The 15094-nt window shown below is 39.2% G+C and carries 13 protein-coding genes; 5 read left to right on the plus strand and 8 right to left on the minus strand.

From position 1 onward, the window contains the following. Positions 1 to 202 precede the first annotated feature (202 nt). The 3 genes from CD039_RS07680 (at position 203) to CD039_RS07690 (ending at position 1844) form a co-directional block, all read left to right on the plus strand. Positions 203 to 673 carry a thioesterase family protein gene (locus CD039_RS07680; RefSeq protein WP_103371821.1) on the plus strand — a complete coding sequence of 157 codons (471 nt, stop codon included), beginning with the start codon at positions 203 to 205 and terminating at the stop codon, positions 671 to 673. 10 nt (positions 674 to 683) lie between these two features. Further along, a complete protein-coding gene (locus tag CD039_RS07685) occupies positions 684 to 1076 on the plus strand; it encodes a hypothetical protein (RefSeq protein WP_103371822.1) in 393 nt (130 codons plus the stop codon). A gap of 132 nt (positions 1077 to 1208) precedes the next feature. Beyond that, on the plus strand, positions 1209 to 1844 hold the full coding sequence (locus CD039_RS07690; protein ID WP_103371823.1) for a hypothetical protein: 636 nt from the start codon (positions 1209 to 1211) through the stop codon (positions 1842 to 1844). An 83-nt stretch (positions 1845 to 1927) separates the two neighbouring features. On the opposite strand, the gene CD039_RS07695 is transcribed toward CD039_RS07690, so the two are convergent. Both CD039_RS07695 and CD039_RS07700 read right to left on the minus strand, forming a co-directional pair. Further along, positions 1928 to 3865, minus strand: coding sequence for a DHA2 family efflux MFS transporter permease subunit (locus CD039_RS07695; RefSeq protein WP_103371824.1), 1938 nt, complete (start codon positions 3863 to 3865; stop codon positions 1928 to 1930). Positions 3866 to 3877: 12 nt separating this feature from the next. Beyond that, positions 3878 to 4525 carry an HlyD family secretion protein gene (locus CD039_RS07700; protein WP_103371825.1) on the minus strand — a complete coding sequence of 216 codons (648 nt, stop codon included), beginning with the start codon at positions 4523 to 4525 and terminating at the stop codon, positions 3878 to 3880. 127 nt (positions 4526 to 4652) lie between these two features. On the opposite strand from CD039_RS07700, the gene CD039_RS07705 reads away from it, so the two are divergent. After that, positions 4653 to 5204 carry a TetR/AcrR family transcriptional regulator gene (locus CD039_RS07705; protein WP_103371826.1) on the plus strand — a complete coding sequence of 184 codons (552 nt, stop codon included), beginning with the start codon at positions 4653 to 4655 and terminating at the stop codon, positions 5202 to 5204. A 634-nt stretch (positions 5205 to 5838) separates the two neighbouring features. Here CD039_RS07705 and CD039_RS07710 read toward each other — a convergent pair. From CD039_RS07710 to CD039_RS07720, 3 genes are all read right to left on the minus strand, one after another. Further along, the gene (locus CD039_RS07710) at positions 5839 to 6771 is read right to left on the minus strand and encodes an ABC transporter substrate-binding protein (RefSeq protein ID WP_103371827.1); all 933 of its coding nucleotides are present in this window, start codon (positions 6769 to 6771) and stop codon (positions 5839 to 5841) included. Positions 6772 to 6917: 146 nt separating this feature from the next. Beyond that, positions 6918 to 8117 (minus strand): putative multidrug effflux MFS transporter TcaB, encoded by a 1200-nt coding sequence (locus CD039_RS07715; protein WP_103371828.1) that lies wholly within the window; start codon positions 8115 to 8117, stop codon positions 6918 to 6920. Between the two features lie 140 nt (positions 8118 to 8257). Continuing rightward, on the minus strand, positions 8258 to 9649 hold the full coding sequence (locus CD039_RS07720; RefSeq protein WP_240595101.1) for a membrane-associated protein TcaA: 1392 nt from the start codon (positions 9647 to 9649) through the stop codon (positions 8258 to 8260). Positions 9650 to 10292: 643 nt separating this feature from the next. On the opposite strand from CD039_RS07720, the gene CD039_RS07725 reads away from it, so the two are divergent. Next, positions 10293 to 12788 (plus strand): MMPL family transporter, encoded by a 2496-nt coding sequence (locus CD039_RS07725; RefSeq protein WP_103371830.1) that lies wholly within the window; start codon positions 10293 to 10295, stop codon positions 12786 to 12788. Between the two features lie 130 nt (positions 12789 to 12918). Here CD039_RS07725 and CD039_RS07730 read toward each other — a convergent pair whose 3' ends face one another. From CD039_RS07730 to CD039_RS12065, 3 genes are all read right to left on the minus strand, one after another. Next, positions 12919 to 13269, minus strand: coding sequence for a hypothetical protein (locus CD039_RS07730; protein ID WP_103371831.1), 351 nt, complete (start codon positions 13267 to 13269; stop codon positions 12919 to 12921). 280 nt (positions 13270 to 13549) lie between these two features. Further along, positions 13550 to 14551 carry a biotin synthase BioB gene (bioB, locus tag CD039_RS07735; protein ID WP_103371832.1) on the minus strand — a complete coding sequence of 334 codons (1002 nt, stop codon included), beginning with the start codon at positions 14549 to 14551 and terminating at the stop codon, positions 13550 to 13552. Positions 14552 to 14744: 193 nt separating this feature from the next. Continuing rightward, positions 14745 to 15094, minus strand: a 350-nt coding sequence (locus CD039_RS12065) for a YdcF family protein (RefSeq protein WP_240595103.1), incomplete at its 5' end; no start/stop codon positions are given.

Genomic DNA, 15094 nt, shown 5'->3' on the forward strand with positions numbered 1-15094 from the left:
TTATCTCTGTGCGTCTGAGGTTAAAGGTAAAATGGAGATGCGCAGAAGAAAGTAATCTATTTTTAGATCCGAAGTTATCAATGCTTGTTGATCGCAATTATAGATAATAAATACAACGTGATTACTTAAAAAGAAACACTATTTTGGGAATGGAAAGATATCCTAACCTACTTACACAATAGAATCAATTGAGGTGAAATAAATGTCACAACAACCTTTTACAGTACACCAAACCGTACCACATGACTACATCGACCATAATCATCATATGCATGATGCGTATTACAATGTGATATTTAGTCAAATTATTAATGATTTCAATTACTCGCACGGTCTCTCGCTTAAAGAACGCGATGACTATCAATACACGCTGTTTACGGCTGAGGAACATACTGCCTATTTAGCACAACTCACTGAAGATGAGCCTTTCGATGTCCAAGTTTGGATTTATAACTTTGATATGAAACGTATCCATTTCGTACTCTTGCTATATAAGGAAGATGGAACGCTTGCAGCAACGAACGAAACGATGATGATTGGTATCAATCGTCAAATCGAACGGACAGCACCTTTTCCAGAAAGTTATTTACAACAACTCCGCGACTACTATCAATCCCAACCGAAGATTCAATGGCCGAAACAAATCGGTCATCGACTCAATATTCCGAAATGAGGTGACATCAATGTCTGAAGATCGTCTAAATCAAATTCAACTCACACTTTACGATGAAATGGACGAGATTAAAGCGCAACTAAGCGAACTGAATGAGAGCAAATCATGGATTGTCAATGGACCGGCAATCGATTTGTTAAGACGCACTAAGCAAATTGCTGTTTTGCAAGGTCGTCGTTTAACGGTAGACAACGTTCAGAATCACCTTCAATCGACAACAGACATCACAGCCTTTCAAACATGGTTAGAAGAAACTACCCGCGACCATCAAACACAATTCGATCAGCTCACTCAAGAGTTGAAGCAAGCTGACCCTATATCTGATCATTATTTACAATTACTCTCAGACTATTATCAAGCTTATGGTCGTCAGCATATCTTTAACCAACTCAACACGCACTAACTTTAACCATCGAATTAAGAGCTATTATTGAGCTGACCTGATAATATAAATACATGCATTTCACAATCCAATTGCGCTATAATACTAACTAAGTCAACATCACTAACTAGTTCATTAAGAAAGGAGCCGAGTATGAATAATCGTCAGGCTTATCATCAGAACTTCGACCGCACCCTCTCACATGAAGAACTTCATAGAGGGCGTCGCTACGGAAAGAAACGCAGATCATGGGTGAGTTTAATCATACATATTATCGTGCTCATCTTAACCGCTATCGCAGGATATAGCATGTGGAAAGAACCCATTTTTAAAGTTAAATTACTCAATCAGCTCGTGAATTTCCATCAATTCTCAACCTTTTCCGACAAGCTTGAAGAATTAAAAAAGCTACCCATCAATGTTGGAGATATTAGTAAGATTCAACATCAGTTAGATCAACTCGTCATCGCTTTCGAAGTGTTCTTTGGAATATGTATACTCAGTTTAATCCTAACTTTCTTTACGATTCTATTTAACCGCACTGTCTTAAAGATTGTTAATTTCATCGTTGTGCTTGTCCTTCTGCTCATGACATTTGGCTTCGCTTATCTCATCGATCATGTCGCGAAGAAAGCCGCAACTGAGATGAGCTCTGCATATTTCAACTTCAAACCCGACGACATTCTGACACAGGCGGATGCCATTCACAATAACTTTATCTTACTTGGATGTAGTTTAGCTTTATTATTTATCAGCTTATTCTTTAGAAATCGTCGTCCACGTCATTAATTGAATTTGCCTATTTAAAATATCCCCTCTTCACTTCACTGAACCGTTTCAGTGTTGGAAGAAGGGATTTTCTCATTCTATCTTTAATTTTCTTTAGAAATATAATGGTTTTTACCTTTAAGGAAAAAACTGAGAATAAAGGCGATTAGACTGATAATTGTAGCGATGATAAAGGCACTGTCTACACCTTGGATAGAGGCAAGCTGTTTAACAAATTGAAGAATTTGTTGTGTCGCCATGTGTTCATCGCCTAACTGTTGAGCCATTTCTTGAAGTCTATCTTTAATAAATGGATTTGTTTTATCTAAATCCTGGCTTGCTGAAGCCACATGTTGTGTCGTTTGTGTTGACATCACTGTGACAAGCAAGGCTGTACCAATAGATCCTGCAAGTTGACGTAACGTATTGGATAACGCGTTGCCGTGCGGAATCAAACGAGCTGGTAACGCATTGATACTTGCTGTCATGATCGGCATCATGATAAAGCTCATACCGAATGAACGGATGATATAGATCAACATGATGCTCGCATAGCTCGTATTCATGTCGAGTTTAGCTAACTCCCATGTCGCGTACGCCATGATTCCCGTACCTACGATGGCTAACGGTTTAATACCAATTGTGTCGAGTAATTTACCTGCTATAGGTCCCATGACACCCATGATAAGTGCCCCTGGTAAGAGTAAGAGACCTGATTGAACTGGCGTGAAATCTCTAAGGTCTTGCAAGTAAAGTGGTAATAGTAACATACCACCGAAGAGACTCATCATCACAATCATGTTAATCACTGTAGGAAGTGTGAAACCAGAGAATTTCAAGACTTCCATGTTTAACATTGGTACCCGCATCGTCACTTCTCTGATAAAGAATGCGATGATGAAGATGACACCAATGATAAGTGAAATCACAACTTGCGGTGAACTCCATGTATTGTTACCCGCTTCACTAAAGCCGTAAAGCAATGCACCGAAACCGATCGTACTGAAGACGATACCAGGAATATCGGCTTTCGGATTCGTTGTTTGTTGGTAAACTCTGAACCAAACGTAAGAAATCGCTAAAGAGATTAAACCAACGATAAACATACCGTAGAACATCACGTTCCAGTGGAAATGCTCAACGATATAACCAGATAATGTTGGACCGATGGCTGGTGCTAAGATCATCGCAATACCTAAGACACCCATTGCCGCCCCACGTTTATGCGGTGGGAAGATCGTCATAAAGACGTTGGTACCTAAAGGCATTAAGATACCTGCACCGATGGCTTGAAGCACACGTCCAACCATCATGACTGTGAATGAACCTGAAATACCACACACGAGTGAACCGAGTGTAAATAACGTCATCGCAATTAAGAATAGTTTACGATAGGAATATTTGTTGAACAGGAATGCACTGACCGGAATCAGAATACCATTCACGAGCATAAATCCTGTCATCAACCACTGACCCGTATTCGCTGAAATATTAAAGTCCGTATTAATCTTCGGCAAAGCAACGTTCAACAACGTTTGGTTGAGTATCGCAATAAACATACCGAAGACCATTGCGACAAGGACTTTACCTTGCGAAGCACCTTTACCAAACATAAAGGCACTATCTTTTTCCTTTAATTTCTCATTAACAATAGCTTCTTCAGAATTTGGATTAATCGGTTCGTGATCTTCATCTTGAGTCGAACCTGTTTGCTCTGAATTCACATCAGCATAGCCATCATGGCCAGTAATCTGCGCTTCTCGTTCTACTGAGTCATCATGCGTTTCATGACGAGTGCTTTCAGATGACTCTTGATCATCCGCCACACTACGTTGCGCTTTCTCAGCACGAGATGTTTCTGATGCGTCATCTTTGATACTAAATTTAGATTGATAAGTTTCATTCGAAGCACCAGTTGAATGCTGGGATTGTTCCAGTTGCGCTTTCTTCTTGCCATTCTTTCTCTTAATCACAGCAAGGTTGATCAGCGCAAGCAGAATGACCGCAATTACAATATATATAATAATGAAGGCCGTAGACATTCAAAGACCCCCTTAGTTTTTATGGATTTTAACTTCTGCGTTCATTCCTGGAACAATATTATTAGACGGTTTAGAGTCTAATTTAATCTTAACTGGTACAACTTGCGTTACTTTCGTGTAGTTACCATCACTGTTTGATGAAGGCATCATTGAAAAGCTTGAAGCAGTCGCTTTACCAACTTGGTCGACTTTACCTTTCACTTTCGCTTTCTCACCATCGATAGAGATATCTACATCTTTACCTTCTTCAACATCTTTCACATCTGTTTCATCCACATTAGCTGTAACGTATAAATCATCTAAATTGTATGCATAAGCAATCGGTGAACCCGCTTGAGCCATGCCACCTTTAGTCGCATCCGTCTTCACGATCGTACCATCTTGTGGCATCTTAATATCCATGTCATGCGTCTCTCCACTATCACTTTTCGCTGTGATAGATGCTACTTTATCACCTTTCTTAAGGCTATCATTCTCTTTTGCGTCGAGTGACTTAATTTCTCCAGATGCAGGCGCAGCAATCTTAATTTGTTTGCCGTCTACCTTGGCATTGTCAGTACTTACATAGCTTGTCGCTTGGTGGTAAAAGTGGAAACCAACGATACCAATAATGACAAGCACTACGATAGTAATGACATTAATCAATACCAATTTCTTCATATTACTTCCTCCTATTTGCTTTTAAAATTCACCTTATATATTATAGATAGGTGTATCACAAAAAAACACCGACATCTTAAACAAATGTGTCGGGTAACATTAAAGTTGATAAAATATAGGTGATAAAATGAAGCAAAAGGCGAAACATAAGATTATCCACAACACTATAACTTTGCTCGAAGAATATCCTTTCGAAAATATCACAATAAAGATGATTTGCGCCTATAGCCAAGTAAATCGTTCTACATTCTACGATTACTTCTTGGACAAATACGATCTGTTACACTCAATCCAAAACTATCATTTACAGAAATACAAACGACTCTTAAATGCACTCTATTATTCCGTAGCTGAAGGTAAATCAAATCAAGACTGCATCTTTCAGTTTTTTAAAATTGTCCTACGCTACATCAAACGTAACTTACGATTCTTTCACGCCATACTAATTAAATTTCCTAACCGCTCACTATTCCAAGAATATATCGCTGCTACTCGAGAAACATACGAACTCATACTCGACAACTACAGCAACCACATCATCAACAAGAAACACTTCGTGACCTACTCACTCGGAGGACAAATGGGCGTCATTTACTTCTGGATTCGAGAAGGTTGCCAAGAAACCTATGAACAACTCGCCCAAATCCTACTCGCAAACACTGTGAAATTGCAGCGCTGAGGTAGATAGACTTCCCGCACATGATAAAAAGGCTTGAGAATCACTCCAAGCCTTTTTACCTACTTACCATCTATACAGATATAGAAAAATTTAGAAAGCACTAAGATAGATTTCTGACCGAAACATCTTAGTGCTTATTATTATTGTCTTAAACTTTTATTTGAGCGCTCAAGGTAGCTGACTGAATTTGAGAAGGCTAATTGCTTTCTCAAACTCTAGACATCCTCGCGGGGGAACCACTACGAAATCATAGATTTCTGTGCTTCTCCCCTTAAGATGCATATCCAATAAGCAGTATCATCTTAGTACGGCACGCTCTCTTCCTCGAAACACTAAATTAAAACAACCAACAAACAACAGAGAGAGTGTGTGGTAATATGTGATAAAAATAATTAGAAGAAATAATCTTAGTGTACATGCAACACAAGTAAAGGGTGGGAGTAGGCGAGACTCTTGAGGGATCAAGGGAACAGCGAAAATCCATTTTTCGAGCTATTAAGCAAGAAAAATTAGTTGAGCGTGACCACCTAAGAACGCGAGCCGTTGCTCCCACCCCAATACGCAGTATTGCATATTAGTACAAGACACTATGTTCTTACGAACATCAATTAGTACGAATACCTAACTTAGAACATTACTTATCCATCATCTTATCTTTCAGCTCATCAATCATCTGATTCGCCGACAACACACCACCAGACGTATTCCACACATCATCACTCACCTTATACACATGCCCCTTCTTAGAAGCATTCAACTTCTTAAACTCAGGATCATTCAGCCAATCCTTCTCAAGCTGAGTCACCTTCTCATTACCATCCTGATAAGTGAAATAGAACAGATAGTCGCCATCCATCGCTTTAATTCGCTCTTTAGACAACCCTTTCTCAACAAAGTCATTCTTATCCTGACCCTCAGGACGCTTCACACCTAACTCCTTCAAGATCTGACCACTAAACGTCTTCTGATGATAAATTCTCACATCACCTGGCATGAAACGAACCATCGATACCGTTTGATTCTTCTTGTCACCAAGTTCATCGCTAACTTTCTTCACATGATCATCATAATCTTTAAGTACTTCTTTACCTTTATCTTCTTTATTAACTGCTTTTGCATACAATTTGAAATTGTCTTTCCAGTCACCACGTAATTCTTTAGAGAAGACCGTTGGCGCAATCTTAGATAATTTCTTATACTGCGCTTCATCTCTAAATTTGTTTCCGATAATTAAATCAGGTTTCAACTTTGCGATTTCTTCCATATTAATCTTGAGTTCGTCCCCTACTGGCTTAATACCATCGAACTTATCTTTCAAATGAGGGTACCAAGGGTCACCATTAGATGAGTTTACCGCACCTACAGGTTTCACACCCATTGCCACAAGCGCTTCCGTTCCTTCATGCGTTAACACCACAACACGTTTCGGATGTTTCGGCACTTCAGTCGTACCCATCGCATGTTTCACTTCATGCTTGTCTCCTTTCGAACTACTATCTTTACCGCCATTTCCACATGCTGAGAGCACGAGAATAAATGCAATTAGAATAGGTATAATCTTTTTCATTCCATTCCCTCTTTTCATTAAATTTCACCAATTGTGCGACAATTGATACTTATTCTCAATTATACGTAATTGAGAATGGTTGTCAATTATACCTTAAATTCTATTTAATTTTTATTTATATTGAATCGCTTTCCTTTTACGCAAAGTCAGCTATTTCGACTACGAAAGACACGCACGAATAATAACTGAAGCACGATTAATATCACGCCTGTCACAATTATAATGATAAGATACGGGCCACTATGTGTCTCGCCCATCAAACCGACTAAGGGTGTTACGATGCCTCCAAAGAGATACTGAACTAGACCGAGTAAGCTAGAAGCACTGCCACGCGCACGTTGTACCTCTCCCATCGCAATCGTAAATGAGAGGGTCGCTACGGCAGGCACAGGAGATACTAAGACTACGAATCCAATAATAAGCAGCAAGATGTGCCAGTGAGCAATAAGAATGGTACTGACGCCAACGATACCGACAAGTTGTATGAGTGTGAGAATACGTAATAATCGTTCTTCACTAATATAAACCACGAGTTTGCTCGTAAGTTGTGTTACTACAATTAATGTAATACCGACGAAAGCAAATGCGATACTGAATTGTAATGGAGACAAGTTATAGATTGCTTGCGTGATAAATGAAGATGCTGAAATGTAACTAAATAATAGTACAAACGTAAATCCTTGAATGAGCATCGGAATCAAGAATCGAGGTTGCGCTAATAACTGCCCGAAACTGACAAAGATGCTTTTCAAAGCTAAAGGCTCACGCTGTTCCACCTCAAGCGTCTCACCTACTTGCATATAACTACCGAGTGTTAAACAAACGCCAAAGACCACAAGCACCATGAAGACGACTTGCCAATGTGCAACAGTAATGATAACGCCACCTAATGCAGGTGCGATGACTGGCGCGATACCATTGACGAGCATCAACATCGACATAAATTGTGTTAATGCTTGCCCTTGATACAAATCACTCGCGATAGATCTTGATAGTACAGCACCGGCACCACCACAGAGACCTTGGATGAAGCGCAAACCTATCATCACCCAAATATTCGGTGCAAACACGATACCTAAACTCGCTATCGTAAAGACAAGCATCGCTAACGTTAAGGGACGACGTCGTCCATATGTATCTGATAACGGACCGACAAACAGGTTACCTAAGGCGAGCCCCACCATAAAGAGTCCGAGCGTGAGTTGTGCATTACTCGCAGACGTATTGAAATCACGCTGAACTTCAGGCAACCCAGGAAGAAACATATCAATCGACATGGCACCAATTGCGGTCAACGCACCTAGAATAATAATGTAAAGCACTTGGCTCCCTTTCTTAGACTGCATACGCTCATCTCCTCAAATAAATGAATATTGTTACCATTATAGCGCTTATCTTTCACGCTTGAAACCTTTCTACCTATATAAAAAGACCTCACCCCTGGCACTTAAACTTAGTTGTTAAGCACTTTTATAGAGTGAGATCATTAATCTGAGCTTTTCACAATTTGTAAATCCTCGTCATTACTATTGCCTTCCAGTTCATAATCGACTTGACCATATGTACCGTCAGTCTTACGTTCATTTGTCGTTACGTAAAATGTATGACCTTTCTTAATGACATCTAGAATTTGAGGTTGTTCCGCATTAATAGTTGCGTCACTTTCAATAATGTGTCGTGTTGATTTGTAATTCGTAGAATCCTTCTTTAAATACTGGGAGACCAGCCCAAAATCATTTTGGGCGGTCGCCGTATTAAACGCATTCACATAGTTAAAGAAGAAACGTGACAATTTGTCTTTGAAACTACTTTCTTCTTTCTCTTTTTTCTCTACATATTTTTCAATCGCATCATTGTCGAACTTTAATGAGACCGAAGTGTGCGGCTTCATGTTATCTGTCTTCACTGTTGTCTCATTTGTCTTGAATGTCTTCTTCTTCGCTTGAGCTTCAGCGGATACCTTCACCTCTTGCGATTGAGGGAACGGACCGTATGCTTGGCCCTTCTTGTAATCATAAGTTTGATCATTTATATGAATCTTAATTGAATCGGTATTCAGTTCACTCGCACCTTCAAGTTTCGGTTCAATGTACGCTTCATTGAAATCTTCTGAGACATTAACCGTTTCTTTATTGCTATCGTCGAAACTAAATTTCAAACGACCGTGGAATTGCCCTGTTTCAGTCTGCTTCTTCGCATCTATTTCATAATCCCCAGGGATAAAACGCCCGAGTGATGTGGATTTATTCTTATCCGCTTCTACCGTCTTCTGTTGATCATTCGCTTTGAACTTGTACGTGGCATCCATCTTCGGTTTCACAATGACTTCTTTCGATGGCGCTGTGAAGTTCATATTGTCGAAGAAGAGATAGCGACGCCCATTTTTCGTAATTTGAAGTAAATCATCACCATTTTTCGAAGTGACGTGATCTTTAATTCGATTATCGCTGTGATTAAGATCGGAAATCTTTTGATTCACTTCAGATTTAAATTTTTTCATGCCGACATTCTTTTTAATATACTTTATGTAAGCGTCAGCTTGCGCGCCGTCTACTTTATTGTCTTTCGTACTGAGTATTGTCGACAACTTCTGCGTATCATTATTATCAATCGCGTTAATTAAGAGATTGCTTTGAGATTCAGGTGAATTAAAGTTGCGCAGTAGAAAGAATAGGATGATTAAGAGTATGACGATAAAGCCAGCAATGCCCCAAGGTACGATCTTGCGCACCTTGATATTCGCTTTCTTACGCGTTTCTCCCTTAGACTTCTGATTCATTTCATAGTTACAGTGTGGACATCGGTCGGCATCTTTCGGTACCTCTTGTCCACATTTCGGACACTGTCCCATCTCATCACCTCTATTTCTTTTCGACATATTATTTTATCATTTTAACATATAAAACATTGATTCAACACAAATGATCTATTCGTCGCAACATATTTTAATTATATTCTTAATAGAGTCATTTCTCATTTTAAAATTTTGTTTTATGCAAATCTGGGGGATTAAAAAGAATAACATACTAAGTTAAAGAAAATATTAATGAAAGTAGATAATTAGTAAATTTTTCAATGATGACTCGATACGCTTGATGGATCTAAGACCACAACGAAAATCCATTCTTTGGGCTCTTTGAACGAAATGAATTAGTTGAGTGTGGTCCTACGCGGTAGCTGTCTGAATTCGAGAAGGCATGCTGCTTTCTCGAACTCTAGTCATCCTCGCGGGGGAAGTACTACGAAATCAGAGATTTCTGTACTTCTCCCAAGCATCCTGAATCATAAAATTGAAAATAAGTACATTTATCTTTCACAGAATCTCTCCACTTTCTATTATAATGCGTTTTAACGTGCGTGAATATACATATTTGGTCTTAGATAATGATTCAATATTAAGACATGTTAGTTCAAAGCGCAATTCGGTTATGGTTTAATATGTATATTTTAAAATATTAGTTGACTACTATCAACTACTGTAGTATATTTACAATGTTCATTTTAAACATAAGGAGGATATTATGAAGACGATACTGAAATTCAGATGGCTAATTTCAATTATCGTAATTATCGCAGTGGCTTGTGCGATACTCTTCGCTCCTAACCTATCCAAACTCGCAAGTGACAACGGGAACATCGTACCTCCAAAAGATACGACGTCTCAACAATACACTGAGAAACTCAAGGACGTAGGTGCGGATTCTAAAAGTATCAGTGCAGTCATTGAACTCGATAAGAAACTCGATAATGACAGCAAGAAAGACATAAAGAAATATATAGATAAGATTGAAGATACGAAAGGTGTTAAAGACACGATTTCGCCTTTCCAGAATAAAGACGTAGAAGACAAACTCGTCTCTAAAGATAAGAAAGCCGTGATGATCCCAATCGACACGGACAACGATCGAAATAAAACGTTAGATGCGGCCAAAGATATTAAGCATCTTGATAATAACTTCAAAGGTACTTACGTGACAGGCAATGACATTATCTTTGATGACATCAATAAGAGCGTTGACGATGGCTTGAAGACGACTGAAATTGTAACCTTCGTTCTCATTCTCGTCATCTTATTCTTAGTCTTTCGCTCAGTGGTCACACCATTCGTACCACTCGTACTCATCGGACTGTCTTATGCATTCTCACAAGGTATTCTGGCGTTACTCGTGAAATACGCTGACTTCCCAGTTTCAATTTATATTCAACCGTTCTTAGTAGCATTACTGTTCGGTATCGGAACCGATTACTGTATTCTGCTACTCAACCGGTATAAAGAGGAATTGGGCAAAGATCAATCCAACTTCGATGCGGTCTACCATACTTTTAAAAATGGCGGACGTACAATACTGATTTGTGCGATTACTGTACTCGTTGGATTTGCGGCGCTCTTCTTCGTGAGATTCGAGCTCTTCCGCTCAGCTGTAGGTATCGCTGTCGGTGTGCTCTGCATGATGATCATACTCTTTACTTTATTGCCAACGATTCTCATGTTGCTCGGTGGTAAAGTATTCTGGCCAAGCAAACAAGCAAGCGCTCATAAAGATAGTAAGCTCTGGGGCAAACTTGGTCATTTTACATCTGGCAAACCATTCCTAGCATTAGTGATCGTACTCATCATCATGGTGCCAATCATCATCTTTGCGCCTAATAAGATTACGTACGATAATACGAACGAAATCAGCGACGACTATGACTCTATCAAAGCGATCAACATCATTAAAGATAAATTCTCTGAAGGACAGGCGTTCCCAGTTCAAATTGCTATTAAAGACGACGATAAATTGACGACGAAGAAAGGTATTAACGATTTAGAAGCCCTTTCTCAGTCTATTGAAAAGGTTAAAGGTGTAGACAAAGTCAATACGATCACACGTCCAACTGGCGAACCTATCAAACAACTTAAAGCCACTTATCAGTTGAACGAAATGCAGAAGAAGATTGATGATGCTAATGATGGTTTAGGTCAAGTGAATGATGGTCTCGGTCAAATGAATTCCCAAGTCTCACCATTGACAGATAGCCAGAAAGTACAAGGCTTGATGATGCAAGGTAGCCAAGCACCTCAACAAGCTAATCAGAAAGTGACGCAACAAGCAGGCCAAATGTCTAAAGGACTTCAACAATCACAACAAGGTATTTCGCAAGTTCAAGACGGTCAGAAGAAACTTCAGAAACGCTTGAAAGACATGTCTAAAGACGATGGCATCAACAAATCAGGTATGTATATCACAGATGATATGTTGAAGAATGATAAGATCAAAGATTCCATCGATCAATACAGTGATGGTAACGGTAAAGTGCTCTTACTCAACGTGGAACTTTCCGACGATCCATTCTCTAAGAAAGCGATGAACACTGTCGACTCAATTCACCATACTGTAGACAATCAAGTGAAAGATACGTCATTCAAAGATAGTACAATTGAATACGGCGGCAAATCTTCAGAGAACAACGACTTACAAAAAACGATCGATAACGATATGACGAAAGCGATCGTGCTCATTACGATCTTCCTATTCATCGTTCTATTGATCTTTGAACGTTCAATCATCATGCCACTGTACATGATTGCATCTATCTTAATCACTTACTACGCCTCTATCGGTATTGCGAACCTCATCTTCGACAATATCTTAGGCATGGGTGGACTGTTACTCGTGGTGCCATTCTTCAGCTTCGTCGTTCTGATGGCACTCGGTGTCGACTACGCCATCTTCCTAGTGAACCGCTTCGGTGAAGAAGTGAAAGGTGGCAAAGATATTCACGACGCACTGCTCACAGCTATGCGTAAAATGGGTGTCGTGATCATGACAGCTTGTATCATTCTCATCGGTACCGTTGCAGCGCTCTATACTTCAGGCGCAATGACATTGATGGAAATCGCAACTGTCGTTATCCTTGGACTACTCATTTACAACATCTTTATGCTACCACTCTTTATTCCAGCCGTAGCGAAATCATTCGGCAAAGGTAACTGGTGGCCGTTTAAATCTCCTTTTGATAAAAGAGAGAAATAAAATGCTTTAATTAAGTAAGAAACGCACGCAACTTTTGAGATTGCGTGCGTTTTCTTAAGTGATAGTCAACTTTGCGGGAGTGAGACTACGAAATCAAGTCGATTTCTTTCTCACTCCCGTTATCTTTTGGTTATTTTTCTTTTTTCAATTTAATTTCTTTATCACTGTTACTACCAGAGCCATCTTTCAGAATGAGTTTGTCCCCTTTGACTTTATATTTAAATTTCATTTTATCTCCCTCTTCAGAAGAAAAAGACATCGTTTTCTTATCTTTATTAACTTTACCGTCAAAGTTGCCATCATTTTTACCCATACCTAGAAAGCCTTCTGACTCATACATCTTAATGTGCATAGTGGCTGTTTCAGTCTCCTCATCAGCTTTAATAGACATCTCTTGATTCTTGTATGTACCATCAAGTTTGTTACCACATGCGGCAAGCAGAATCATCAAGCCGAGACATACTCCGATTAATCTTTTCATAAATACAACACCTCATATAAATTAATTAAACAAGCAAATCCTAACCATCTATATTTCAATCAATCTATACAACATTGAAATATATTGTCTAATCACTTGTTTCTAAACACAATTATAGATATGCACACAGACATTTATTGTCCACTTCGTCATAAAAATAAAATATTAAAAAAAGCCGATAGTCATTGTGACATGCAGGCAATGTGAATCTTCATGCGCACTGCACACCATCAATCTATCGGCTTCTCTATTATCTGAGGCTTTTATCCATCTTCAATTATTAGACTGTTAAATTCTCTTTAACAGGCGTTGGTTCTGGATTATCCTTATCAATTTCAAATCCTAAGTCTTCAATCATCTTGAAGTCCATTTGGTTAGGTTGGCCACCAGTGATCAAGTAGTCCCCTACAAAGATGGAGTTCGCAGCTTTCAACGCCAACGGTTGAAGTGAACGTAAATTAATCTCACGGCCACCTGCGATACGAATTTCCTTCGTCGGATTAATCAATCTGAATAATGATACGATACGTAGACATTTCATCGGTGTAAGTTCATCTTTATCACCAAATTTCGTACCTTTAATCGGATGGAGGAAGTTAATTGGAATACTATCCGCATCCATTTCTTTTAGCGCGAAAGCCATATCTAAGATGTCTTGATTCGACTCGCCCATTCCACAAATCACACCAGAACATGGCGAAATGTTGTTCTCTTTCATAATCTCAATCGTATTCGTTCTGTCTTGATATGTATGCGTCGTTACCACATTGCCGTGATAATTCTCACTCGTATTAATATTGTGGTTGTAACGATCCACACCTGCATCTTTCAATTGTTTCGCTTGTTTCTCATTCGCTAAACCAAGGCAGGCACACAGACGCAATTGAGGATGTTTCGCTTTGATTTGTTCCACCGTCTCACTAATGTGCGTCACCTCTTTATCACTTGGGCCACGACCACTCATCACGATACAGTAAGTGCCGATATTATGTTCACTCGCCACATCCGCACCATTCATGATTTCCTCTTGCGAAATCAAGCTATAGCGTGTCTTCTGCTTCATTTCACGAGACTGACCACAGTAGCCACAGTCTTCAGGACAAATTCCACTCTTCGCATTGAGAATCATGTTAAGTTTAACTTTTTTCCCGTAAAAATGCTTACGTAATTTATATGCTTCATTCAACAAGAGCAACGTATCGATGGATTCATCTTCATAAATATTTAAGAATTCATCTTTCGAAATAGCTTCCCCTTGTAAGATTCTTTCAGCTAATTCCATAGAAAAAACTCCTATTCTTAATATTAGAATATACCCGTATGTAACAACTTACTACTTCTATATCATAGCGCTTTCTTTAATTAATGTAAACTTTCAATTTATAAAAGTTTACCAACAGTGAATGACTTTTACCGCTAAAATGAGCATAAAAAAGTGTTATTACAACTGAAATCAAGTCGTAATAACACTCGAACTAATGCGGAATAAACCACATCGCGATGATACTGCTGAAGAATAATACCGCAAAGTAAATCGTCAGTAATAAGCGATATTGATACATGATTGCGAGAAAGTCTCGCACGAGCATGATATGGAGGAAAGACAACGGAGAAGCGCTCCCTATCCCTTCCATCTTAACGTTCAATTTCTGACCAAAGCGCAACGCACGCAGGATGTGGAAATGGCTCGTAATACAAACGATATGACGTTGTAGAAGGCCTAAATCTGCGAGCACCTCTTGAGACAAAGCAATATTCTCATATGTACTGGTCGACGTAGACTCTAAATAAATGCGTTCACGTGGTACACCTTTAGCGATAAGGT

The organism is Staphylococcus argensis (assembly GCF_002902305.1).
Taxonomy (GTDB): domain Bacteria; phylum Bacillota; class Bacilli; order Staphylococcales; family Staphylococcaceae; genus Staphylococcus; species Staphylococcus argensis.

Excerpts from the sequence above, each read along its gene's own strand:
- CD039_RS07680 (WP_103371821.1), top strand. The coding sequence starts at position 203 with ATGTCACAACAACCTTTTACAGTACACCAAACCGTACCACATGACTAC.
- CD039_RS07685 (WP_103371822.1), top strand. The coding sequence starts at position 684 with ATGTCTGAAGATCGTCTAAATCAAATTCAACTCACACTTTACGATGAA.
- CD039_RS07690 (WP_103371823.1), top strand. The coding sequence starts at position 1,209 with ATGAATAATCGTCAGGCTTATCATCAGAACTTCGACCGCACCCTCTCA.
- CD039_RS07695 (WP_103371824.1), bottom strand. The coding sequence starts at position 3,865 with ATGTCTACGGCCTTCATTATTATATATATTGTAATTGCGGTCATTCTG.
- CD039_RS07700 (WP_103371825.1), bottom strand. The coding sequence starts at position 4,525 with ATGAAGAAATTGGTATTGATTAATGTCATTACTATCGTAGTGCTTGTC.
- CD039_RS07705 (WP_103371826.1), top strand. The coding sequence starts at position 4,653 with ATGAAGCAAAAGGCGAAACATAAGATTATCCACAACACTATAACTTTG.
- CD039_RS07710 (WP_103371827.1), bottom strand. The coding sequence starts at position 6,771 with ATGAAAAAGATTATACCTATTCTAATTGCATTTATTCTCGTGCTCTCA.
- CD039_RS07715 (WP_103371828.1), bottom strand. The coding sequence starts at position 8,117 with ATGCAGTCTAAGAAAGGGAGCCAAGTGCTTTACATTATTATTCTAGGT.
- CD039_RS07720 (WP_240595101.1), bottom strand. The coding sequence starts at position 9,649 with ATGTCGAAAAGAAATAGAGGTGATGAGATGGGACAGTGTCCGAAATGT.
- CD039_RS07725 (WP_103371830.1), top strand. The coding sequence starts at position 10,293 with ATGAAGACGATACTGAAATTCAGATGGCTAATTTCAATTATCGTAATT.
- CD039_RS07730 (WP_103371831.1), bottom strand. The coding sequence starts at position 13,269 with ATGAAAAGATTAATCGGAGTATGTCTCGGCTTGATGATTCTGCTTGCC.
- bioB (WP_103371832.1), bottom strand. The coding sequence starts at position 14,551 with ATGGAATTAGCTGAAAGAATCTTACAAGGGGAAGCTATTTCGAAAGAT.